The sequence below is a fragment of the Capnocytophaga sp. G1920 genome, assembly GCF_051417515.1.
On the sequence record NZ_JBPRKH010000001.1, the window covers coordinates 341,002 to 366,388 of the forward strand.

Genomic DNA, 25,387 nt, shown 5'->3' on the forward strand with positions numbered 1-25,387 from the left:
ATAGTGTTTAAAAATTGTAATTTACTCTTAAATATACGTTTCTACCCAAATCGTGGGCATAATACCTAAAACGATTAGTGTATTCCTTATATTCGGTGTTAAAAAGGTTTTCGGCGGATAACCTTATGTCCAGGGTTTGGCGTTTGCCGATATCCAAAGTACCTCCTATGCTCGCCTCGAAAAGGTGATAGGCATCAGGTGTAGTAGGTACTAACTCTTGTGAGGGCTCAAAGCGTGTTTGCTTGGCTACAAAAGTATGTCCTATGCTAGCACTCATACGGCTCAATAAACTGTTGCGGTGCGTTTTGTTATATTCTAGCGACTGACTCAAACGAGGGGCAGGGATAAACGGAAAGTAACGCCCTGTTTTCACTTCGTTAGCCCATACTACTGAGGCTTTCAAATGGTAGTCTAAACTTGTAGGATTACCTACTTGTGCTACTCTGTTTTTGTTTAACAAACGAACAGTAGCATCGAGGTCAGCGCCTCTAAAAAACGCATTGGCTTGGGTGTACTGAAAGATAGGATACACACCTGAAAAGAGGGTTTGGACTTCGCCGGTAGGATAATCGTAAATGTAATTCTTAATATATTGGATATAAAGGTCGAGATTTACATTCCAACGTTTATTCTCATTGTTTAGCAAAAGAGAGGTAACCCACTTCACTCCTGTTTCTGATTCGAGCTTATCGTCACCTAAATCATAAGTGCCTGCGCCGTGATGAAGTCCGCTACTGTACAGTTCGTTCACCTGAGGAGCACGCCACGCTACGCCTATGTTAGATTTCAGTTGTGAAACTCGCGAGAGAGGCATTGTTCCTCCTAAGGTATAGGTGAGATTATGGAAGTTGTGTTCGCCTCCGTAACGCTGTGAGTACATATCGTAACCATCGGCATTGAGGTACTTATAGTCGTAACGCACACCAGCTTCTAATAACCAAGCATCTCGCTGAAAACGTTGTATTGCAAAAGCACCATAACTAAGTGAAGCATAGTTAGGGATTACAGGTACTACCCCCGTACCGGGTTGGTTGTAGTTGTCCTGCTTGTTGAAACTACCCCCTATGGTACTCTTCCATTTGCTGTAAGCGTTTTCCCAATACACATCGAGTGCGTGGGTAGTGAGCTCCATATTTAAGGCTGGAATGCGGGTTCTGTCCATTCGGCGAACACTGAACTCCTGACGAATATCTTTCTGAAAAGCGTATTGTGCGGTGAGTTTTCCTCCGAAGGGCAAGAAATAGAACGCTTTACCTTTTAGCAAGTGGTGCACTACTTTTTGCTTGGGTGCATTGATGCTATACGAAAATGGATAAGTGGTAAGCGGTCTTCCAATTTCGAACCGAGCGAGCAAATCGTCTAAATTCCCAATATGCGAACCGTAGAACACACTGCTTTCGTTCTCATACCTACTGTAAAATATTTCAGCAGTGCCTTTTTCCTTCTGAACGCCTGTTGCTACTGAGAAATTGGCTTCACGAGCAGCAGTGTTATTCAGCAGGTAATTAGCTGTACTGATGTCGCCTGAACGTTTTAAAGTTCCTTGTACACGCCACGCCCAAGAAGGTAACTCGGGGACTGAACTTTCGACTTTTAACGTAGTACTCAATTTGTGTCCGTTAGAGCCAAACGAAGAAGCTAAGTTGGCGTGCAGACCGTCGCTATAAGGGAGTTTTTTTTGTTCTATGAGAATCACTCCACCTAAGGCATCAGAGCCATAACGCACCGATTCAGCACCTTTTACTACTGTTATTTGGTCGGCTACCAAAGGGTCGATTTCGGGAGCGTGGTCGGCACCCCATTGTTGTCCTTCTTGGCGCACTTCGTTGTTGAGTATCAAGATACGATTGCTGTGCAAGCCGTGAATTACCGGTTTGGCAATGGTCGCGCCTGTTTGTATCATCGATACCCCCGATATAGAGGTGAGCACTTTGGCTAAATCGTCGCCTTGTTTCTCTATCAAGCTATTTCTTTTGAGTGAAATGGATATGATAGAAGGGGTTAAGCCTCTCACATACTGTTGAGTTGTATGCCCTGATACGGTAGTACCTTCGAGTACGCTCACTGCTTCTTTCATTACAATCACAAGAGGTTGTGAATGTGGAATGATGACAGTACTTTCGTAATCGTGATAGCCTAAATAGGTTACTTTGATAGGGTAAGAGCCCTTGCTGAGTTTTTTTATCGTTACCTTCCCATCGGCATCGCTTATAAAGTGCTTTCCAAGGAAATGCACTACCGCATTGCCTAAGGGTAGTTTTTGAGTGTCTTCTATTTGCAGTTGTAAGGTTTCTTGCGCATATAGCGAGAAAGCACAACTGAATAGCAGAAGACTGAATATCTTTTGCATAAAATCAATTTGGAAATTTTTGGAATTTGAAAATTAGCAAGCTGGATAAGAAGAGGAATCATTCCTCTTTTGCTAATTTACTCATTAACTCATCAGCTAATTACATCGGAGGACCTCTTGAAAAGATAGTAAAGGCGTTTTGAGGGAAGCCTTTTTCGATAAAGAAGAATACTGCTGTTGCACTTTGCTCTAAGAATTGAAAGATAAAAAATGAAGGAGCAAAGAATTGATGCAGTTGTACAAAAATACAATCGTGATGAGTGTCTACCGCTGAAAGGTGAGTGTTGTGATGACACTTATCTCCGGTAGCTATAGCACATAACTCTTCCTGAGTGTGGTGATTATGAAAGAATTCACCCACCGGAAAAGCTACTTTCAGCATACAAGACAGTAGCAGAAAGGCGAAGATGCGCGTGTGTAACGATTGTCTTTTCATAGTTTTCAAGATGCAAAATTACAAAATAATTATGAATTACAAAAAAAAAATGTCAATAATGCCAATAATTAACTTTGCCAAAGGTCGTAGCACGACGGGCGATTAACTTTGGCAAAGTGTATATCGCAAAAATGACGTATAGGAGTTTTCGGAAGATATCGGAGAAGTTCGGAAGAAGGGAGGGAGGGTTTTTGATGAAAAAAGGCTATTAGGAGGGTGGGGGTAGCTTATAGAGAGCTTATAGGAAGCTTATATGAATCTTGGACGATTGGTATAGAAAGGGTATGTAAGTGGTTGATTCATAATATAATACAGCGATGTAAAAAATGTTAAAAACGGGGTTTCGAGGCGAAAGAAAAAGAATCCTCACCCCGTCCCTCTCCCAAGGAGAGGGGGAATGTAGCGACGGAAAAAATGATGAAACATCTCCCTTTACACATACCCAGCTGTCGCTGGCTACCTTCAAAGGGGGAATGTAGTGACGGCAAAGATGAAAGTAATGTGGTGAAAACTTCTCGCTGGCTACCTTCAAAAGGGGGAGTGTAGTGAAGAAGAAGCGGAGGAAAGAAAAAAATATTTCGTATTTAATTAAAAAAATAATGTACATTTGCAAAAAAGAAATACAAGTATAACTGACCTATGTTTATTTATTTGCAGCTATTAAAGGAGAGTTTTAACTTCGCAATCAAATCGTTGCGAGACAATAAGCTCCGCACTTTCCTCTCGTTATTGGGTGTAACGGTGGGAATTTTCTCTATTATATCGGTATTGGCGGCGGTTGATTCACTGAATAGAAGTATTCAGGAGAGCCTTTCGGGGTTAGACAAGAATATGATAAACGTCTCTAAATTCTCTTTTGCTCCTACCGATGTGCCCCGCTGGCAACGCTTGAACTTTCCGCAAGTTAGCTATCAGGAATACGAATTTATGAAGCGTGAAATACCTAATACTGAAGCTGTGGTGTATGAATTGTTTGGGGTATTTTCGACGATAAAATACAATGGCAAAACGATTCCGTCGCCTACTATACAATCTACTTCGGCAGGAGTTGAACAAATAAGTGATATTAGGATAGAAAAAGGTAGGTTTTACAACGAAGCTGAAGCTAATGCTGGTACTGCGGTAGTTATATTAGGGCATAATCTGGCTAAACAGCTTTTTGGTGAGGAAGACCCTATGAATAAAGAGATACGCATTTTTGGTCGCCGACTCACAGTTATTGGGGTACTGAAAAAATATGGCGAACTGGGGGGAGGTCCCGATGATAATGCTTATGTGCCAGCTAATTTCGTAAGAGGATTTATGAACACAGGTCCACAAGGGCTACCCAGTGGAGTAGTGTTAAAGCCTAAAAAAGGAGTAGATATGGCGGAGTATGAAGCGGTATTGCGCCAGAAATTCCGTACTTATCGCGGACTCAAACCTGAGGATATAGATAACTTTTTTGTCAATAAAATATCGTCGTTTACCGATATGATAGACGAGACGATTAGTATGATGAATGTGGTGGGCTGGATTATAGGAGGCTTTTCAATCTTGGTAGGGGGCTTTGGTATTGCTAATATTATGTTTGTGAGCGTGAAAGAACGCACGAGCCTTATAGGAGTACAAAAGTCGTTAGGAGCTAAAAACCAGTTTATCTTGTTTCAGTTTTTGTTTGAAGCGGTGCTTTTAGCTATTATCGGTGGACTTTTTGGGTTGTTCTTTGTGTGGTTACTAACCTTTATAATTCCGAGCAGTAGTGATGGGTTTAATTTTGTGCTATCGTTTAAGAACGTAGCGATAGGCTTAGGAATCTCGTTTGTAGTAGGTTTACTTTCGGGTATTATACCTGCATCGTCGGCTGCACGGCTCAATCCTGTGGAAGCGATTAGAACCGGACAGTAATGTAAAGTGATTTCAATATATTTAGTAAGAAAAGAAATTTTATAGGAAGAAAAAGAGAAATATAACTCTCTCATTTTCTACAAGTAAAAAAATAATTAACAATTCATCTTAAAATTTAACACTTTTTTTATGGAGTATGTCAAAAATATTTACTTATTTTGTAGCGAAGAAAGGTGAAAACCTTGCTTGAAAAACTGAGTTTACTAATCAACTAAATTTTTAACCTATGTCTATCAACGCCTTTATTATTTATCTTTCGATAGAGATGAAATATTCTGACCATACAGTTGAGGCTTATAAACACGACCTTAGGAGTTTTGAGAAGTTTATTAAGAATCTATATGAGGAAAAAGGGGAAGATTGCTGTTTGGAACAAGCTGACCAAGAAGATATAAAGAAATGGATTATACACTTATCGGATGAAACTATTTCATTTAGGAGTATCAATAGGAAGTTATCGGCTTTAAAGACTTATTACAATTTCTTGAAGAAGACGAAACAGATAGAAATAAGTCCGTTTGAGAAAGGCATATTTTTATTGAAAACGGAGAAGAAGCACAAGTTGCCTTTTTCGGAAGCTGAGATTGAAAAGGTGTTGTCCTTTTTTTCATCGAAGGATTCATTTGATGAAGTGAGGAATAGGGCAGTGATTGAGACGCTTTATGCTACGGGTATACGTCGCTCAGAGTTGTCTGGACTGAAAGTAAGCGATGTGGATTTTGAGCAAAAACAAATAAAAGTGCTTGGGAAAGGTGATAAAGAGCGGTATATACCTATTATTCCTGAGCTTGAAAATACTCTTAAAGAATATTTAGTTTTAAGAGAAGAGGTAAAGAATGAAAAAAGCCAGGATTATCTATTTTTAGTAAAGAATGGTAAAAAGATATATTCGACGCTGGTATACAGAATTATTAATTCGTATTTTAGCGTTGTAACAACAAAGAAAGATGTGAGTCCTCACGTATTGAGACACTCATTTGCGAGTCATTTGTTAGATAATGGAGCAGACCTTTATACTGTGAAGGAACTACTGGGGCATTCCAGCTTGGCTTCTACCCAAGTGTATACGAACACCAGCTTGGCTGAACTCAAAAAGCAGTATAAGAAAGCACACCCTCGGGCAAAAGGCAATAGCAATGAGGAAGAATAATTGAATTGTTAAACCTTAAATTTGTAAACATTATGAAAGTACACGTACACCCAGTTGATTTTACAGTCGACCAAAAATTAGTAGACTTTATTCAGAAAAAACTTGATAAGCTCGATAATTTTTACGATAGGATTATCGAAGCAGATGTGCATTTGAAGTTGGAAAATACCAATACCAAAGAAAATAAAATAGTAGAAGTGAAAGTACATATCCCAGGAGAAAGTCTTGTGGTAAAGAAACAGTTTAAGACTTTTGAAGAAGGGGTTGATAGTGCTATCACACCATTGGAAAGAATGTTATTAAAACACAAAGATAAACACTAAAAACTTATGCAATAGAGAAGAGCAGAAGTTTTAAAGTTTGTTAAAAACTTTTTGAATACAAAAAAAAGTTATATCTTTGCCCCAGTTTTTGTATAATTATAAAATCAGAAAGTAATGAAAAGAAGCATTTTACTATTGGCTTCATTGGTTTTCTTTGGAGTCCAAGCACAACAGAATGACTATAACAAATGGTCTATTGATATAAATGGAGGGTTTAATAAACCTACCACTCCTTTTACAAGTGGGTATAGTACTAATACGCCTAATTTATGGAGCACAAATGCAGGTGTGCGCTATATGGCAAACAACAAGTTTGGGGTTCGCTTAGGCGGTGGTTACGACGTTTTTAAGAATGATGACGATACGCCTAATTTTGAATCTAGACTTTGGAATGTAAATTTACAAGGGGTTGCAAACCTTGCGAGTGTTCTTAGCTTTGAAGAATGGACTAGTGACTTAGGATTACTATTGCACGCAGGTTTTGGATATTCACAGCTTAATAGTGATTATATTTCTAAACCCGACCAAATAGCATTTCTTACAGTAGGTCTTACTCCTCAGCTGAGAATTTCTAACCGTATAGCCTTTTTGCTTGATGCCTCAATATACATCAATAGTAAGCAACAACTTACTTATGACACAAAATCAGCTAATGGACAACAAGGCTTCCAAGGAAACCACTTTACTCTTACTGCTGGTTTAAATATTGCTCTCGGTAAACACGGTAAACACGCCGATTGGGCAGCAGCTTCTAAAAAAGACGAATTAGAAGAAGTGGCTCAACGCGTAGCTAACCTTGAAAATAACGTTGCTGACTTGAAGAGCGAAGTGGCTAACAAGCAAAACAAAATGAACGATGCCAATGGCAACAACGTTCCTGATGAAATTGAAAGCTACTTAAACGATAATTACAAAGCAAAAGATAAAGTAGGTGAAAACGGAGAAGTAAAAGATGATGATGTAGCTGCTGACCTTATCAGAAAAGGTTATATCAATGCTTACTTCGATTTTAATTCATCTAAACCACAGATATCATCTTCTTGGGCTGTAGATTTTGTAGCTAAATATATGAAATCTAATCCTAATGCACACATTAATATTAATGGTTACGCTGATGAATTAGGAGGTACTCAGTACAACCAAACTTTATCACAAAAACGTGCTGATGCTGTGAAAGATTTGCTTGTGAAAGCAGGTATTGATGGCTCTCGTATTACTGCCGAAGGAAAAGGCGTAGATGCAAGTGTTGATAAGAACTCTTCAAGAGCACGTCAGTTAGCTCGTAAAACAACTTTTGAATTGAAATAGTAAGTATAATCGCTTAGAATAATAATGACAAATGCCCCCAAAAGATAGTACTTTTGGGGGCATTGCTTTTTATGAGAAGGATTATTTATTTTAACAAACAAAGAGAAGACTATAGCATAAAAGGATATGCAACTCTACTTACAAAATCATTGCATTAAATTCTTCTTCACTAATCATCTTCACACCTAATTGTTCGGCTTTTTCTTTCTTACTTGGTCCCATATTATCGCCTACTATCACGTAATTAGTTTTAGAAGAGATAGACGACCCTACTTTACCTCCGTGTTGTTCAATAAGGGCTTTGAGTTCCTCCCGTGAATACAAGTGAAAGACCCCAGAGACCACAAAGGTAAGTCCTTTGAGGGTATCAGTTTGACCTTCGGTGGCTTGTTCTTTAATCGAAAACTGCAAGCCATAGCCTTTCAGCCTATCGATGAGTTGACAGTTGTAGTCATCAGCAAAGAAGTTTACTATACTGCTAGCTATTTGGTTTCCTATTTCATCTACTTCCACCAACTGTTCGACAGTGGCATTTTCTAGGGCTTCAATCGTTTTGTAGTGGCGTGCCAGTTTCTTGGCAACAGTCTCTCCTACATACCTAATCCCCAAAGCAAAAAGCACGCGTTCAAAAGGTATTTCTTTTGATTTCTGAATACCTTTAACAATATTCTCAGCACTCTTTTGTGCCATACGCTCTAACGGGAGCAATTTCTCTACGGTTACCTCGTAGAGGTCAGCATAAGTATGGATAATACCGGCACGGAAGAGTTGTTCTACTGTCTCTTCACCTAAGCCTTCTATATCCATTGCTTTGCGTGAGATAAAATGCTGAATCTTACCTGTAATCTGGGGCGGACAGCCATAAGCATTAGGACAGTAGTGTTGCGCTTCGCCTTCGTTACGCACCAACTCGGTACCACATTCGGGACAATGGGTGATATATTTCACGGGCTGAGCATCTGCTTCGCGCTTATCTAAGTTCACGCCTACAATTTTAGGGATAATCTCCCCGCCTTTTTCTACATATACCGAGTCGCCTATGCGAATATCGAGCTTTTCAATCTGGTCAGCATTATGCAATGAAGCGCGTTTTACTACGGTTCCCGCTAATAACACGGGTTTGAGATTTGCCACCGGAGTAATAGCTCCTGTACGTCCCACTTGGTAGGAAATACTCTCTAAAACAGTATCTACTTGTTCTGCTTTGAACTTGTAAGCCATTGCCCAACGCGGTGATTTTGAAGTATATCCTAACTCTTCTTGCTGGGCAATACTATCTACTTTTACCACTACTCCATCAGTTTCATAAGGCAAAGTGTGGCGTTTGGTATCCCATTCGTTGATAAAGTCCATCACTTCGGCAGTAGAATGGCACAATTTGGAAATATTAGGTACTTTAAAGCCCCATTCACGCGCTTTTTCTAAACTCTCAAACTGACTCTTTATACCTGTGTTCCCTACCAAAAAGTACAACAAGCAATCCAAACCTCGTTTAGCAACCTCGGCAGTATCTTGCAATTTGAGACTACCGCTGGCGGTGTTACGAGGGTTCATAAAAGGGTCTTCGCCAGCTGCTATACGTTCCTTATTGAGGTTTTCAAAGGCTTTTTTAGGCATTACTATCTCCCCGCGAATGTAAAAACGTTCAGGGTAATCGCCTTTTAGTTGCAAGGGTACTGAACGAATCGTACGCACATTGGCGGTAATATCGTCACCTTGAATACCATCGCCACGAGTAGTAGCTTGTTTGAGCTTGCCATTTTCGTACAACAAATCTATAGAAGCTCCGTCGTATTTCAGTTCGCAAGTAAAGTTAATTTGGTCACTGCCCAACGTCTTGATAATACGCTGTTCCCATTCCTCTAAGTCTTCCTTAGAATAAGAGTTATCTAACGAGTACATACGGTATTCGTGTACTACGGTTGGAAAACTTTTAGTAACAGAACCTCCCACGCGTACAGTAGGCGAATTCTCATCGTAAAACTCTGGGTATGCTTGCTCTAAGGCTTGTAGTTCTTTGAGCTTTTGGTCGAACTCATAATCCGAAATCGTAGGATTATCCAGCACATAGTAGTTATAATTGTGCTCATTAAGTTCCTCCCGAAGTTGTTGTATCTTTTCTTTCATAATTTTCTTTGTTACCTTTTACCTCTTACCTTTTACCTTAAGACCCTATCCGGCTCTTTGTTCTTCTCCCATTTTAGGTCTGAAAGCATTGAGGCTTTGATGCCGATAAAGAAATACCACGAACTGCGATAACCGAACGGAGTAAACTGAAAACTCATACGGAAACTGCTCAAATCGCGCTCAAAACGTAATTGGGTATAGGTGAATCCTTGGTTTACAAAATCATAACCGCTCGAAACTCCTACCTGCCATTTGGGCGTGAGCGATACGTTCCCTGAGAACATTAGCGAGTTGTTGGATATCTTATTTTCGCGTGCCTGATTGCTATAAGTAAGCGAGTGTGCTAGGGTTATGTCCCAAGGGATAACTGCCTTGTAAAAGGTCTTCTTCTCATCTTTATCCTCGCCTTCTTTCCGGTTCTTATCCATATCCTGTACTTCGCTTAGTGGTTTCGACGACCCAAAGAGGTCATCAGTACGTCCTCCCGCTACGTTACCCGTCTGTTTGTCTTTATTCTTGTCTTTTTTATCTTTGTTCGAGAATGAATAGTTGGTAGAAATATTGGCATTAGTAAGTCTAAAAAGGCTACCGCCGTTGTCTATATTCCATTTCTCCATTTGTCGTCCGTTGTTGTCTATTGCATAAGGATTGAGTGTTGCCCCAAAGTTCACCCCAAGCTTCCCGTTGAAGAACGAAGTACCCCCTGTAATGTTCAGCGGACTAAACTGCTTGGTAATTAAGTTGTAGTTAGAACTGAAATTGAGACTGTTCAAGAGCATTACCTTTTTCGGCTCAGCATCAGTGCTATCTTTCTGTTTCACTTTGGCTTCAAAGGTGTTTGCCAATGAGAACCCTATCGATTGCGACTCACCCAAACTTGGCGTACCGTAGATACCCCCCTCAAAACGGGTGTATTGTGAGCGGTTGCCATAAGCGTCCGAAATGTAATAATCGTAATACTGGTCAAAAGAAGGATTATAACCATAACTCACCGAGGGTCGCATCACGTGTCGAATAGCTTGTATTTTAGCATTCTTGCCAAAACGAAAAGTACCGTAGATAGTTGTACCGAGACTCGCCCCGAGGTTGTACGTCATAAAACGGTCAAAACCGCTGAGGGTATCAATGCCCACCTTACCCGTATTGCTGTTGAAGTCCTTACGGCGAATTGTCTTAAATTGCCACGTCTCGTTTACTGATGAGTTCAACCCTAAGGTAACGTATTTAAATAGCTTAGCAGTTGTACTCACTGGTATAGAGTGTCGCACCCCGTTTCTCGCCTCGTCAAACATCTTTTTAGTAAAGAACAAACTGTCATAGGTCGAAAAACGGTTATCAGCTTGCATACTGTACTGGAAATTCAAACTCTTGATAAGTCCTTTCTTCGTTTGTCCTTCACGAGCAAAAGGATAAATGCGCTCCATACTCGCACGCATCGAAGGGAGTGTCATATCAATACTTTTCGTATTCGTATTTTGTGAATGCGATGCCGATAGCGATAAGTTAATCGAAGGATATGCTGGGAACGTCTTGGAATACGAGATAGACGACATCATCGTGTTGTTTAAAAAGTTCGACGTATTCGCTTGATTGTAGGATTCTTGATAATATCTACTGTTGCTCGATAGGTTCACCGAAGCCGAAAAGTTGGAATTAGGGTTAGCTTTGCCGTCTTTGGAATGCGACCACTGGATATTGTACATACGGCTGCCTGAATAGTCAGGTAAACCCTTCATACTGTATATGTTATTCTCAAATGAAAGATTGAAGTTTCCTGAATACTTGTAGCGCTTCACATAAGCCGATTGTGCCCTAAGCCCATAGCTACCATTGGTATAATAGTCACCCGTAAGCGAAAGGTCAAAATTGTCGCTAATTACAAAGTAATAACCTATGTTCTGCAAAAAATAGCCACGGTTATTCACTTCTCCAAAGGTAGGGAAGATAAGCCCCGAAGTGCGTCCCGATACCATAGGGTAATAAGCAAACGGAATAGCCAAAGGCGTAGGAATATCCACGATATACATATTGCTAAACCCTGCGATAACCTTCTTCTTAGGCACGAACTTCGCTTTGCGCACTCTGATGTAATAATCAGGGTCGTCGAGGTCTTCGGCAGTAGTGATAATCGCGTTTCTCATAAAGTAAGTAGAGTCATTCTCCTTCTTGATGATTTCGCCTTTTATGTTATTCTCGTCCTGCTTGGTATAAGCATTGCGGATAATCGCCTTCTGGTTGCGGTAATTAAAACGTATCGAATCGGGCTCTATTACATCACTACCTTGCTTAAATACAGGGTGTTGGGTATATTCTCCCACGCTGTCTTTTAGGCGTCCGGCATACACTTCGCCTTTCTCATAGTTAATCACGTCTATTCCCGCAGTGATGTCAATATCAGTATATTGCACATTAGTTTCGTTGTATAAAATGATTTCGTTCTTCACCTTGTTGAACACAATACTGTCCTTAGCCTTGTATTTCACAATGTCTTCCAAGGCATTCTTAGGTTTTTTAATCGTATCGTTTTTAAGGGAATCTTTAGCTTTTTCCGAAGGTTTCTTAGGCTTAATACGTCGCCCACGGCGGTCGTTTTTAGGCTCTACAGTATCTTTTTTGATAGTATCGCGCACTGCCCACGGAGTTGTATAGTGAAAACCTCCCGACTTAAAGGCGAATGATTCCGCATACCAAAGACAGGAGCTTACCACTAATAAGCTGATAATGAAAGTGAGTTGACGTTTATAATGTAACAAAGTTCTTTCTGTATAGTTTTATTGAGGGGTCAAAAATACAACTTTTTTTTGAATTAACTGCTATCTACGAAAAAATCAACTCCCAAAACACAAGATTTTACAAACAATAGCCCTTCACTATAACCTTGCCACATTTCCCTCTTTTTCTTTGTGCCGTTACCCCGGAGGTACTTGGAAAGTCTCAAAATCGCTTTTGCATCGCAAACTTTTCCATAATTTAAAACTTTAGTAAAGTTAAAATCTCCTACACATTTCCTTCACTTTTTCCGTCGCTACATTCCCCTTTGAAGGTAGCCAGCGACAGCTGGGTATGTATAAAGGGGGATGTTTTATCATTTTTTTCCGTCACCACACCCCTACTAAACTCCTCCCACAAATTTGCTAATTCCCTTTTTTGTCATACTCCCTCCTATTGCCTATGGCCTAAGGCCTATCACCTGTTCCTCTTTCTTTCGCCTCGAAACCCTCTTTTTAACATTTTTAACCCTATTGTATCATATTATTAATCAACTACTTATACACCCTTTCTATACCAATCGTCCAAGATTCGTATAAGCTTCCTATAAGCTCTCTATAAGCTAACCCCACCCTTCTTACACCCTTTTTTCATCAAAAGACCTCCTAGTCTCCTTCTGAAAATCTTCGTTTCCTTCCGAATTCTCCTAACAGTCCCAACACATCGCTTTTTCATCTCAAACTAACAATCCCTCTGCTGGTTTACAAGGCGTAGCCTTGATTTTGTTTAATTTCTGAGGCACAGCCTCATTCCTCTAACTCAACCTCGCACCTCATTTCCTCATTTCCTCATTTCCTCATTTTCCAATTTCCTCATTTTCCAATTTCCTCATTTTCTAATTTCCTCATTTCCTGGTATTATCAGCATTTTTTTAATCTTTTGTTTGCTTGGTATTGATAAAAAGTAGTATTTTTGTAGCCTAAAATGAAACCTTTTTTTCCAAATGAGCACTGCAAAACAAGCAAAATCTGCCTTAATATCTGTTTTCGACAAAACAGGATTAGAGCCTATCATTCACAGAATGAAAACCTTAGGAATTACTATTTACTCCACAGGAGGTACTGAAGATTTTATCAAGAAATTAGGCGTAGAGGTAGTTCCCGTCGAATCTATCACCGATTATCCTCCCATTTTCGGCGGACGCGTCAAGACGCTCCACCCTAAAATCTTCGGAGGTATCCTCAACCGTCAGGATAATGCACAAGATACTGAAGAAATGAAGCAATATGCTATCCCTCAAATCGATATAGTGATTGTAGACTTATATCCTTTCGAAAAAACAGTAACCAGCGGTGCCAGCGAGCAAGAGATTATTGAAAAGATAGATATAGGAGGCATTTCGCTTATTCGTGCAGCTGCCAAAAACTATAAAGATGTACTTTGTGTGGCATCGGTAAACCAATATGCTGACCTTTTGTACATCTTAAACGAACAGCACGGTAGCTCTACTTTGGAAGAGCGCCACTCCTTTGCTACTAAGGCTTTCCGAGTATCCTCACACTACGATACCGCTATCTTCAACTATTTTAATCAAACAGAAGAAATTCCTACCTTAGCAATTAGCGAGTGCGACGGACAAGTATTACGCTACGGCGAAAATCCTCATCAAAAAGGAGAATTTTACGGTAATTTCGATGCTCTTTTCGATAAACTACACGGCAAAGAGCTCTCTTACAACAATTTGTTAGATGTAGATGCCGCCGTAAACTTAATGGCTGAATTTGTAGGTGACGACCCTACTTTTGCCATACTGAAACACAACAATGCTTGTGGCGTAGCAACTCGCAAAACGATACACGAGGCATATAAAGATGCTCTCGCAGGCGACCCCGTATCGGCTTTTGGTGGTATTCTCATCTCTAATACTAAGATAGATTCAGCTACTGCCGAAACCATTCACTCGCTGTTCTTTGAGGTAATCATTGCACCTTCTTACAGCGATGAAGCCCTAAAAGTACTCGAACAGAAGAAAAATCGTATTATTTTAGTACAGAAGAAAGCCAAAATGCCTACAACAAGTGTGCGCTCGTGTCTCAACGGCTATTTGGTACAAGAAAAAGACCTCAAAACCGATAGCATAGAAGATGTACAATACGTAACTGCTGTAAAACCCTCAGCTGAAGTGCTCGAAGACCTCTTCTTTGCTTCTAAAATATGTAAGAATACCAAATCGAATACCATTGTATTGGCAAAGAATAAACAGCTCATTGCAAGTGGCACAGGACAAACCAGTCGTGTAGATGCTCTTAAACAAGCTATTGAAAAGGCTAAAGAATTTCAGTTTGACCTCAGCGATGCAGTAATGGCAAGCGATGCTTTCTTTCCCTTCCCCGATTGTGTAGAAATCGCTCACAACGAAGGTATCCGCTCGGTGATACAACCTGGGGGGTCTATCAAAGACCAAGCCAGCATCGATTATTGCGATGCACACCAAATGGGAATGGTGTTCACAGGAATACGACATTTTAAACACTAAATAAACGCTTTTTAAACAACGTATGAAACACATTGCAGCCGTAGGAGGCTATTTTATAATGCTTTATGATGTCTTTCGCAAACGCACCCGCTGGTCGATAATGAAAGACCTTATCTTGCGTGAGATAGACGATTTAATATTTGGGTCAATAGGTATCGTGACTTTTATTTCTTTCTTTGTAGGAGGGGTAGTAGCAGTACAAACCGCTCTAAATATCGATAACCCTTTTATTCCTAAATACCTTATAGGTTTCGCCACTCGCCAATCTATTGTATTGGAGTTTGCCCCCACCTTTACAGCTATCATCTTGGCAGGAAAAATAGGGTCGTTTATCACTTCCAGTATAGGTACGATGCGCGTAACCGAACAGATTGATGCTCTTGATATTATGGGAGTAAACTCAGTGAATTATTTAGTATTCCCAAAAATAGTAGCCCTAATGTTAATGCCTTTTCTTATCGCCTTAGGTATGTACTTAGGGGTATTAGGAGGCTGGGCTTCAGCGGTGATGAGTGGTTATACCACCTCTGCCGAATTTGTGCAAGGAGTACAATACGACTTCAAACCTTACAGTATGATATACGCCTTCACCAAAACGATAGTATTTGCCTTCTTCTTGGCTACTATCCCGTCCTATCACGGCTATTATATGAAAGGAGGTGCACTGGACGTTGGGAAAGCAAGTACCGTTTCGTTTGTATGGACAAGTATAGTGATTATCCTTTCTAACTCGGTGCTCACACAGTTGTTCTACGCTTAAAATGTATCAAAAAAACAAACCACAATATCGCATTTTACTGCTTATCGCCTTAGCACACGGACTCAATGACCTCATTCAAGGGGTCATTCCGTCTATTTATCCTGCTCTGCAAAGCAAATATGCTCTCACAATGGCGCAAGTAGGGGTTATTACACTCTGTTACCAACTATCAGCCTCTATATTGCAACCCTTAGTAGGCAATTATACCGATAAGCACCCTAAGCCCTACTCACAAGTATTGGGAATGGCTTTTACTACTATGGGAATCGTGAGTTTATCGTTGGCGAGTAGCTATACAGCTATACTGTGCTCGGTAGTATTCATAGGGGTAGGTTCATCGGTATTCCACCCCGAATCGTCCAGAGTAGCATTTTTAGCCTCAGGAGGCAGACGCTCGTTCGCACAAGCTATCTTCCAGTTGGGTGGTAACTTTGGGACAGCCTTAGCTCCTCTATTGGTGATATTACTATTGTTCAGCAAAAAAGTAATCGACGGACGAGTTGTAGAAGAAAGTCATCAAGGCAATTTAATATGGTTTGCAGGGTTCTCTATCTTTGCAATGCTCATACTGCTCCTCATAGGCAAATGGCGTAGCATTCTGCTTAAATTGCTCAAAAAGAAAGCTAAAAAACCTGTAGTGTTGCCTAATCTCACCCGTGCACAAATACGCAACTCTATGATTATATTGATGTTGCTAGTATTCTCCAAGAACTTCTATACAGCAGCTATCAACAATTATTTTCAGTTTTATACTATTAAAAAATTCGGATTTAGTAATGCTGAGGCACAAGTATACCTATTTTACTTTTTAGGAGCGGTAGCTGCGGGCTCACTTGTTGGAGGGTTTTTAGGTGATAAAGTAGGAAGAAAATTTATTATTTGGTTTTCAATCTTAGGGGCTGCCCCCTTTGCGCTTTGGTTGCCTTACGCCGATGCTACCACTACGGCAGTACTCATCGTGCTGATAGGTTTTATCATCTCATCGGCTTTTGCCTCTATTTTAGTCTATTCACAAGAGCTTTTGCCCCAGAAAATAGGAATGATTTCAGGCTTTTTCTACGGTTTTGCTTTTGGTATGGGCGGATTGGCTTCGGCAGTATTAGGCAAATTGATAGACATAACCAATATTGACTTCGTTTATAAACTATGTTCTTTCTTGCCTTTGATGGGACTTATTGCATACTTTTTGCCAAACTTATCTTCTGTATCTCTTTCTCAAAAACAGACACAAACAACCCCATAAGGGTATTTTGCAATACTCTTACAAATAAACTTTTTCAGTGTTTAAGCTGTATTTCTAACTTACGGTAATGCGTTGAGTTTCTCGATAAGAGCCCCTGCTTTTTGTTCAAAGTCTCTTCTCACTTGTTTGAGGTGAGCGCCTCTGTTTTCCACTGTTTTATCGGCTACTTTATCGATAAGCATATCAAAATCGTTGAGAATTTCGGTTACAAGAGCCTTACCTTCCTCTGTTTGCATCTTTCCTGTGAAATACACTGCATCGATAATATCACCCAACACGTAGTTAATGTCCTTTTTTAAATTGCGAATACTTGCCATACGTTTTTAATTTATTTATAAATTGGTTGCAAAGTTATGAATTATTTATTATCTTTGCAAAAAATAAATGCGTAATGTATGTATATAATTTAACAGTGGTGATAAGCGATGAGGTATTCACCAAGTGGCAAGAATGGCTACAAAACGTTTATTTACCTACTATAAACACTAATAAAACCATAGAGAGAGTACGAGTGTTTAAAGTATTGGACGTGCCTGAAAAACACTATGCCATTCATCACGAAACTACTTCACCCGCACAGTTATTGCATTTCATTGAGCACACTATTCCTAAACTTCTACAACAGTCTGCTGAAACTTTTGGCGAAAAGGTTCTCTTTTGGGGCACCCAACTGAAAGAAGTAAAAAGTGAAGAGTAAGAAGTAGATAGATTTTGGCACAGAAATTGATTTACATTCGTTAAGCACTAACCATTGACCACAAACCATTAATTACACACTATTAACTAAAAACGATTGACGATGAAAAAGAATTTTAACCTCAGAAAAACGATGAGATACCTCACCTTAGGTCTGGTAGCCTCATTAGCACTTACCTCGTGCGTAGGTTATTACTATGCCGATGGTATCTATAACGACCCTGTACCCGAAAGGGTAAGATATGTGGAGAGAGAAAGCTATCCTGAACGTTATGACTATCCTCCTGAAAACCGTTATACACCTAATAAATATAAGGATTTTTTCAGTGAGAAAGCACAACAATATCAACAAAAAACTGACAGTAGTTTTACGCATTTTACCGATGTGAATAGCTATCGCTCCAATGCCTATACAGGCAACTCCTCTTACGGAGGTTGGGGTAGTAACCCTTCACGAGTGAATGTAAATGTGTATAATAACGGTTGGGTAAATCCTTATTACGGCTGGAATAACTATTGGGGCTACGGAGCTTGGTATCCTAATTATTACGGCTATTACGGCTATTACGACTACCCTTACTATCGCCCTTATCGCTCTGGCTGGAGCTTTTCCTTAGGTTGGGGCTGGGGTAATTACTACGACCCTTATTGGGGTGGTTACTATGGAGGCTACTATCCTTACTACGGTTACTATGGTTATCCTTATTATTATGGATATTACGGATACCCATACTATGGATATGGGTATTATCCTTATGGTGGATACTATGACAGACATTATTACGACAGAAGATACTATGATAGCGATTATCGCGTAAGAGAAAGAGGTTATAGAAGATCATACACAGGTGACACACCACGTGATGATAATCGCAGAGACTATCCTTCTTATGATAATCGTTCAAGAAATACTTATAGTCGTCCTTATGATGAAGGAAGGTATCGCAGTAGCAACCAGAATAATAACTACAATCAAAACAATAATTATAATCGTGGTTATTCTTCCCCTCAGTATGATTCAGGAAGAAGTTATGACAGCGGTCGATACAACTCAGGAGGAAATTATGGAAGTGGCAATTCTGGAGGAAATAACAATCAATCTTCAGGAGCTGGTACTACAAGAAGAGATTACTAACTTAAAAAGTAAAATTATATGAAAAAAATACTATTTACAATATTGTCTTTGGTAGTTTATAACGTATCAGCTCAAAATTATAAAGATGCCTTGCGTTATTCAACAGAAGACCTTACAGGAACAGCTCGCTTTAAGGGAATGAGTGGTGCCTTTGGAGCTATAGGGGGTGACTTTTCAGCTATCAATATCAATCCTGCTGGAAGTTCTGTTTTTTCGGGAGCTCAAATAGGTGGTACTTTAGGAGGTAATGTTACTAAAAATAATATTACTTATAATGGCACTCAAACTAATAATAGAGATACTGACTTTAATGTAAATCAGTTTGGAGTCGTTTTTCCAATTGAAGTTGCTTCTTCAGGATGGCGAAAATTCTCTTTTGGTTTTAATTACCAAAATACTAAAAATTTTGATGCTAGTAACTTCTCATTTTTTGGAAAAGCAAACCAAAATTTGGGAGATTATTTTAAATATTTTGCTGATGGTATAAAGCAACAAAACTTGTTATTAGAAACCTATCAAAATAAACGAGTAATAGAGAGAAATACTCTCCAAGATATTTATTTTGATATGGGAAGATTAGCAGGAGATAGAGCTTTCCGTTATAGAAATGCACTCTTAGGGCATTATGTAGGGCTTATTCGTCCACACATAGGAAGAGATGAGGTTAAACCAACAGATTCTGATGCTGTTGCAGATGCTATTTTGCAAGAAACACAGTATGATAAGAATGTAAGTAACGGAGCTGACCAACGATTTGAGCGTGTTACCAGCGGAGGTGTATCAAAGTATAATTTTAATTTTTCAACTCAATACGAAGATTTTCTATACTTAGGACTTAACCTAAATGCACATCGTATCAATCAAAAGGACAAATTATCACATTGGGAAACTTACGCAAGCACTTCTACTATAACAAATGCTTATTTTGAAAATGATTATACTACTACAGGTAGTGGATTTTCTTTTCAGTTAGGAGCTATAGTAAAAGCTACTAAAAGCTTGCGCTTAGGAGTAACTTATACTTCTCCTACGTGGTATACCTTTAATCAAGAGTATACACAATATTTAAGTACTAACAACCGTACTAATTATGCGGATCCAAGAGTGATTGTTACTCTTCCTGACTACAAATTTCGTACACCAGGCAGTTGGACAGCAAGTGCAGCTTACTTATTTGGTAGATATGCTATGCTAAGTGTAGATTATATTTATAAAGATTATAAAAATCTTCACTTTAGGTCTGCTGCAAAAAATACTGAAAATGATGTTATAGAAAATCAGTTAGGAGAAACCTCTACTGTACGCATAGGAACTGAGTTTCGTATTCCATTTAAAACGGGTGAAACTACCAATTACGTAAGCCTTCGTGGAGGTTATCGTTACGAGCAAAGTCCATATCGCAAAAAGGTGGCTACAGTAGGCGACCTCACCGGCTATTCGTTTGGAGCAGGAGTTACTTTAGGAGGTATTCGTTTAGATGCGTCTTATGACATTGCTAAACAAACAAACCTATACCAAATGTACGAAACAATACTTACCGATAGTGCTCAAATAAAATCAACTTACGGTAACTTCTTGTTTACCTTTACTGCACAGCTCTTTTAATCAAATAATTATTAAAGTTACTTTTGCATCATATTGTAGGGGCGAATTGTAATTCGCCCTTCAAAAAGATAAAGTAGTAAAGAGACGGTAATACAAAAATTACCGTCTTATTTTTAATATAATGAAATTACACAGAAACTTAGTAGATGCCGTAATAGAGGGACTTACCTTTATTTTTAACGAAGGGCAATACGCCGATAAGGTAGTAGAAAAACAACTGAAAAAAGACAAGCGTTGGGGCGCCCGCGATAGGGCTTTTATTGCCGAAACTATTTATGACATTGTGCGTTGGAAACGACTTTATGCCGAGATTGCCGAAGTGTACGAACCCTTTACAGTGCATAACCTACGCCGTATGTTTGCCGTGTGGGCGACTCTCAAAAGTATTGCCTTGCCCGATTGGGGAAACTACTTTGAAGATACTCCTGCACGTCGTATCAAAGGCAAGTTCGACGAACTCTCTAAGGTAAGAAAACTACGTGAATCTGTACCCGACTGGTTAGATACTTTGGGCGCACAAGAATTAGGAGAAACGTTGTGGACAGATGAATTGCACGCTCTTAACAGTTTAGCTCCCGTAGTATTGCGCGTGAATACCCTTAAAATTTCTTTGGAACACTTGCAACAGTTTTTGCGACAAGAAGGAGTAGAAACTTACCCTTTGCGCGATTACCCCAATGCTTTGCAGTTAGTAGAACGTAGCAATATCTTTAAAACCCAAGCTTTTGCCGATGGACTGTTTGAGGTACAAGATGCTTCCTCTCAAAAAGTAGCACCCTTTATGCAGATAGACGACAAGGTGAAACGTGTAATCGACACTTGTGCTGGAGCAGGAGGTAAAACCTTACACCTCGCTACCCTAATGCAAAACAAAGGTCAGATTATAGCGATGGATATCTACGAGCAGAAATTGCAAGAGCTCAAACGCAGGGCACGCCGTAACGGGGTTTTTAACATAGAAACTAAACTCATAGAACCCAAACAGCTCAAACGTATGCACGGCACATTCGACCGCGTACTCATTGATGCCCCTTGTAGCGGACTCGGCGTACTGCGCCGTAACCCAGATGCAAAATGGAAATTGCGACCTGAATTCTTGTACGAAATACGCACTACTCAACAAGAAATTTTACAACAGTATAGTAAATTGCTAAAAAAAGGAGGCAAACTTGTATACGCTACTTGTTCCATATTACCTTCTGAGAATCATCAACAAGTACAGACGTTTTTAGCTTCGGAAGCAGGAAAAGAGTATCGCTTAGAAGCTGAGGAAGTGATTTTTGCCCATCAATCGGGGTATGATGGTTTCTATATGGCAAGACTTATTAATGATTAATGATTTCTCTAATCATTAAAAATTGTACATATCATTATTTTGTTGTAATTTTGCACTCTAAAATTTATCACTCATAAACTCAATAACGAATGAAGAAAATAATAACACTGATATTCGTAGTACTTGTTGCAATAGCAAACGCTCAGATACACAACCCTGTAAAATGGAAAACAGCGGTTGAAAAAATCAGCGATAACGAATATTATTTGGTAGCAACAGCTTCCATTGAGGCAGGCTGGAAGCTCTACGCACAAAACATTCCGCCCAAAGGACCTATTCCTACTTCCTTTGCCTTTGAAAAAAGTACAAACTTCGAGCTTATAGGTAAAACCGAAGAAAGTAAACCTATACAAAAACACGACAAGGTTTTTGATATGGAAATTGCTTATTTTCACAATCAAGCTGTGTTCAAACAACGCATCAAAATAGTAAAATCTATAGCTTCTATAAAAGCAACGGTAGAGTTTATGAGCTGTGACGATAGCAACTGTTTGCCTCCTGACACAGTAGATTTAGAGTTTTTCTTTTCGGGAGCTCCCGTTGCAAGCAAAGTGGTAACTCCTCAGTTTACTTTTGGTAATAATACCGACGGAAATAATCCAGTTCCTACAACTAGTGTAAGTCAAACTACAACAGCAAAAGCTCCTACTACTACCCCTATCTCACGTCAAGGTCTGTGGGCAATATTCTTTATATCTTTCCTTTCAGGTTTTGCCGCCTTGCTCACTCCTTGTGTATTCCCAATGATTCCTATGACGGTGAGTTATTTTACCAAACAGAGTAAAACTAAAGCTAAAGGTGTGAAGAATGCTGTGATCTATGGTATTTCTATCATTGTGATTTACGTATTGTTGGGCTCAGCTATTACTGCTATCTTTGGTGCAGATGCCTTGAATGCTTTAGCAAGTAATTTCTGGTTCAACCTCATCTTTTTCTTGATATTGGTAGTATTCGCTATTTCATTCTTAGGAGCGTTCGAAATTACTTTGCCCAGCTCGTGGAGTACCAAAGTTGATGCTCAAGCCGACCGCAGCGGTTTTATAGGTATCTTCTTTATGGCATTAGCTTTGGCAATAGTATCTTTCTCTTGTACAGGCCCTATTGTGGGTACTTTGTTAGTACAAGCTGCTTCCGAAGGTGGAATTGCCCCTATTATAGGGATGTTAGGTTTCTCATTGGCAATTGCCTTACCTTTTGCCTTGTTCGCTGCCTTTCCAGGCTGGTTAAACTCCTTGCCTAAATCAGGTGGCTGGATGAACACTGTGAAAGTGGTGTTAGGATTTTTAGAATTAGCGTTAGCGTTCAAATTCCTTTCTAATGCCGATTTGGTATTGCAATACCATTGGATAGAACGCGAAGTATTTATCGCTATTTGGATTACAGTTTTTGGAGCCTTATCACTCTACCTTTTTGGAAAAATACGTTTACCTCACGACGATGCTACCGATCGCATTTCTGTAGGTCGATTGCTATTAGGGTTACTAACCCTTAGTTTTACCGTTTATATGATTCCAGGTTTATGGGGGGCACCGCTCAACCTTATCAATGCTTTCCCTCCTCCTCAACATTACAGCGAATCACCTTATGGTGTAGGCTATACAGCTGGGGGAGGTAGTGCTAGTGTAGATGAAGGTACTCTTCCTGAAGGAGCGCACTTGTTCAAACCTCACAATATCGTTACTTTTGATGATTATGAAAAAGGATTAGCTTACGCCAAACAAGTGAACAAACCCGTATTATTAGACTTTACTGGTTGGTCTTGTGTGAACTGCCGTAAAATGGAGCAAAACGTATGGCCTAATCCCCAAGTGCTCGACGCTCTTAGAAATGAGGTAGTATTGATTTCCTTGTACGTAGACGATAAACGTCCGTTGCCCGAAAGCGAAGTGAGACCTTCACAAATTAGAGAAGGCAAGATGATAAAAACCATTGGACAAAAATGGAGTGAGTTCCAAACCCTCCATTACAAAGCCAATACACAACCCTTTTACGTGCTGATGAATCTCCAAGGAGAGAACTTAGTAGACCCAATAGGATATACCCTTGATACCGATGACCCCGATGAGTTTTACAAATGGATAAAACAGGGGATTACTGCCTTTGGTAAATAAAATTATTTGATGAAAAACAAACACTACATACTCCCCATATTTATAGGCTTAAGTTTAGCATTAGGGCTTGTTTTAGGAAGACAGCTTGCGAATTTCTACATTCCCAAGCCTCCTCCACCTATACCTATGCCTATTACTGATATAGATACGGTGCAAGAGAATCCTTATAAAGTGAAATTAAACAGACTTATCGATTATATAGAAGAGGACTATGTAGATAAAGTAAATACCGATAGTATTGTAGACCTCACAATAAACAGTATTTTGCGCAAGTTAGATCCTCACTCCACTTATATCTCTAAAAGTGATATCCAAGAGGTAGCCGAAACGATGAGTGGTAAGTTCGTAGGTGTGGGCATTAGCTTTTATATGTACAAAGATACCATTGCTGTAATCAAACCTATTGAGGGAAGTGATGCAATGCACAAAGGTATTCGTTTTGGTGACCGTATTTTAATAGCAGGGAAAGACACCTTGTTTAAAAAGCACTTAAATACTGATAAAATCAAAAATATTCTCAAAGGAGAAATGGGGTCAAAAGTAGATTTAACTATTTACCGAAAAAGTAAAGATAGTCTTTTTAAGATAGGTATTGAGCGAAAGTTTATTCCTATTAAAAGTATTGATTGTTTTTACAAAGTAAATGATACTTTAGGCTATATACGTATGAATAGGTTTGCCGAAACTACTAATGACGAATTTGACTCAGCACTTAAAGCTTTAGAAAAAGAAGGTATTAACAGTTTAATTCTAGATTTGCGTAATAATTCTGGTGGCTTTCTCAATGTAGGAATTCAGATAGCCGATGAGTTCTTAGCAAAGGATAAGATGATTGTATTTACCAAAAATAATCGCAAAGAAATAGAAGAAACCTATTCTACTGCTGGTGGGTTATTCGAAAATAAACCTATATTTGTACTTGTTAATGAAAATAGCGCCTCAGCTAGTGAAATTGTAGCAGGAGCTTTACAGGATAACGATAGAGGTGTGATAGTAGGACGTAGAACTTTCGGCAAGGGATTAGTACAAAGCGAAATGCCTCTACCTGATGGTTCGGCAGTACGCCTTACTACCGCTCGCTACTACACTCCAACAGGACGCTCTATACAAAAGCCCTACAACTTGCGTCACCAGCGCAGAAGCTTCCAAATAGATAATGCTACAGTCCCCGATTCTTTAAAGTTTACAACTCCTAAAGGAAAAGTAGTGTATGGTGGTGGTGGTATCTACCCTGATGTATATGTACCGATAGATATGAAACCGGAAACCTATATGGTAAATGAAGTGCTAAACTCAGGACTTACGAACTTCTTTTTGTTTGAATATTTAGATAGTCACCCTTCTCAAAACCATAAGCCACAAAAGTCTTATTTCATAGGGGGATACAAAGTGCCCAAAGAAATGCTCAACGCCTTTTCAAAGTTTTTAAAAGAGCGTAAAATCAACATAGATTTCAAACGAAACAGCAATGATATATCAAAATATCTAAAAGCTAACTTAGCTGAGATATGGTTTAACGATAATGTAGCAGGGCTTATCAGGAATCAAGGAGATTTTTACATAGAAAGCTGTCTACACTACTACAAACAAAAACACCCTAAAAATGGCACTGAAAATCCTACTAAAGTGGTAAGGAGAAAAGCCAAAAAACCTATAAAAAGAGTTTAAAAAATTT

19 protein-coding genes are annotated in these 25,387 nt (G+C 39.4%); 14 read left to right on the forward strand and 5 right to left on the reverse strand.

Annotation, left to right across the window (positions count from 1 at the left end; genetic code table 11):
- Positions 1-7 precede the first annotated feature (7 nt).
- Both ACSQ7D_RS01645 and ACSQ7D_RS01650 read right to left on the reverse strand, forming a co-directional pair.
- The gene (locus tag ACSQ7D_RS01645; protein ID WP_437135144.1) at positions 8-2,350 is read right to left on the reverse strand and encodes a TonB-dependent receptor; all 2,343 of its coding nucleotides are present in this window, start codon (positions 2,348-2,350) and stop codon (positions 8-10) included.
- A 100-nt stretch (positions 2,351-2,450) separates the two neighbouring features.
- Entirely contained in the window at positions 2,451-2,732 is a 282-nt protein-coding gene (locus ACSQ7D_RS01650) for a hypothetical protein (RefSeq protein WP_437135176.1), read from the reverse strand.
- A gap of 468 nt (positions 2,733-3,200) precedes the next feature.
- On the opposite strand from ACSQ7D_RS01650, the gene ACSQ7D_RS01655 reads away from it, so the two are divergent.
- The 5 genes from ACSQ7D_RS01655 (at position 3,201) to ACSQ7D_RS01675 (ending at position 7,454) form a co-directional block, all read left to right on the forward strand.
- Entirely contained in the window at positions 3,201-3,332 is a 132-nt protein-coding gene (locus tag ACSQ7D_RS01655) for a hypothetical protein (RefSeq protein ID WP_437135145.1), read from the forward strand.
- Positions 3,333-3,425: 93 nt separating this feature from the next.
- Complete coding sequence (locus ACSQ7D_RS01660; RefSeq protein WP_437135146.1) at positions 3,426-4,673, forward strand: ABC transporter permease; 1,248 nt, start codon at positions 3,426-3,428, stop codon at positions 4,671-4,673.
- Positions 4,674-4,899: 226 nt separating this feature from the next.
- Positions 4,900-5,823, forward strand: coding sequence for a tyrosine-type recombinase/integrase (locus ACSQ7D_RS01665; protein WP_015782650.1), 924 nt, complete (start codon positions 4,900-4,902; stop codon positions 5,821-5,823).
- Positions 5,824-5,855: 32 nt separating this feature from the next.
- A complete protein-coding gene (gene hpf / locus ACSQ7D_RS01670; RefSeq protein ID WP_002671089.1) occupies positions 5,856-6,146 on the forward strand; it encodes a ribosome hibernation-promoting factor, HPF/YfiA family in 291 nt (96 codons plus the stop codon).
- A 114-nt stretch (positions 6,147-6,260) separates the two neighbouring features.
- On the forward strand, positions 6,261-7,454 hold the full coding sequence (locus ACSQ7D_RS01675; protein WP_009411751.1) for an OmpA family protein: 1,194 nt from the start codon (positions 6,261-6,263) through the stop codon (positions 7,452-7,454).
- Positions 7,455-7,592: 138 nt separating this feature from the next.
- On the opposite strand, the gene ligA is transcribed toward ACSQ7D_RS01675, so the two are convergent.
- Positions 7,593-9,581 (reverse strand): NAD-dependent DNA ligase LigA, encoded by a 1,989-nt coding sequence (gene ligA, locus ACSQ7D_RS01680; RefSeq protein ID WP_437135147.1) that lies wholly within the window; start codon positions 9,579-9,581, stop codon positions 7,593-7,595.
- Between the two features lie 32 nt (positions 9,582-9,613).
- Complete coding sequence (locus tag ACSQ7D_RS01685; protein WP_437135177.1) at positions 9,614-12,289, reverse strand: putative LPS assembly protein LptD; 2,676 nt, start codon at positions 12,287-12,289, stop codon at positions 9,614-9,616.
- 1,004 nt (positions 12,290-13,293) lie between these two features.
- On the opposite strand from ACSQ7D_RS01685, the gene purH reads away from it, so the two are divergent.
- Genes purH through ACSQ7D_RS01700 form a run of 3 tightly spaced genes read left to right on the forward strand, consistent with a single transcriptional unit; the run spans position 13,294 to position 16,829 of the window.
- A complete protein-coding gene (gene purH / locus ACSQ7D_RS01690) occupies positions 13,294-14,826 on the forward strand; it encodes a bifunctional phosphoribosylaminoimidazolecarboxamide formyltransferase/IMP cyclohydrolase (protein ID WP_437135148.1) in 1,533 nt (510 codons plus the stop codon).
- Between the two features lie 22 nt (positions 14,827-14,848).
- Positions 14,849-15,586, forward strand: a complete 738-nt coding sequence (locus ACSQ7D_RS01695) for an MlaE family ABC transporter permease (RefSeq protein WP_009411747.1) — start codon at positions 14,849-14,851, stop codon at positions 15,584-15,586.
- 1 nt (position 15,587) lies between these two features.
- Complete coding sequence (locus ACSQ7D_RS01700; RefSeq protein WP_437135149.1) at positions 15,588-16,829, forward strand: MFS transporter; 1,242 nt, start codon at positions 15,588-15,590, stop codon at positions 16,827-16,829.
- Positions 16,830-16,888: 59 nt separating this feature from the next.
- On the opposite strand, the gene ACSQ7D_RS01705 is transcribed toward ACSQ7D_RS01700, so the two are convergent.
- Complete coding sequence (locus tag ACSQ7D_RS01705) at positions 16,889-17,146, reverse strand: hypothetical protein (protein ID WP_278589133.1); 258 nt, start codon at positions 17,144-17,146, stop codon at positions 16,889-16,891.
- Between the two features lie 74 nt (positions 17,147-17,220).
- On the opposite strand from ACSQ7D_RS01705, the gene ACSQ7D_RS01710 reads away from it, so the two are divergent.
- The 6 genes from ACSQ7D_RS01710 to ACSQ7D_RS01735 all read left to right on the forward strand — a co-directional run bounded on the left by ACSQ7D_RS01710 (position 17,221) and on the right by ACSQ7D_RS01735 (position 25,380).
- Complete coding sequence (locus ACSQ7D_RS01710; protein WP_278589135.1) at positions 17,221-17,526, forward strand: DUF4286 family protein; 306 nt, start codon at positions 17,221-17,223, stop codon at positions 17,524-17,526.
- A gap of 102 nt (positions 17,527-17,628) precedes the next feature.
- The gene (locus tag ACSQ7D_RS01715) at positions 17,629-18,660 is read left to right on the forward strand and encodes a hypothetical protein (protein ID WP_437135150.1); all 1,032 of its coding nucleotides are present in this window, start codon (positions 17,629-17,631) and stop codon (positions 18,658-18,660) included.
- A gap of 18 nt (positions 18,661-18,678) precedes the next feature.
- Positions 18,679-20,265: an OmpP1/FadL family transporter gene (locus ACSQ7D_RS01720; protein WP_437135151.1), complete on the forward strand. Its 1,587-nt coding sequence runs from the start codon at positions 18,679-18,681 to the stop codon at positions 20,263-20,265.
- 121 nt (positions 20,266-20,386) lie between these two features.
- A complete protein-coding gene (locus tag ACSQ7D_RS01725; protein WP_437135152.1) occupies positions 20,387-21,601 on the forward strand; it encodes an RsmB/NOP family class I SAM-dependent RNA methyltransferase in 1,215 nt (404 codons plus the stop codon).
- A gap of 89 nt (positions 21,602-21,690) precedes the next feature.
- Positions 21,691-23,712: a cytochrome c biogenesis protein CcdA gene (locus ACSQ7D_RS01730; protein ID WP_437135153.1), complete on the forward strand. Its 2,022-nt coding sequence runs from the start codon at positions 21,691-21,693 to the stop codon at positions 23,710-23,712.
- A gap of 9 nt (positions 23,713-23,721) precedes the next feature.
- Positions 23,722-25,380 carry a S41 family peptidase gene (locus ACSQ7D_RS01735; protein WP_437135154.1) on the forward strand — a complete coding sequence of 553 codons (1,659 nt, stop codon included), beginning with the start codon at positions 23,722-23,724 and terminating at the stop codon, positions 25,378-25,380.
- The last annotated feature ends 7 nt before the right edge of the window (positions 25,381-25,387 follow it).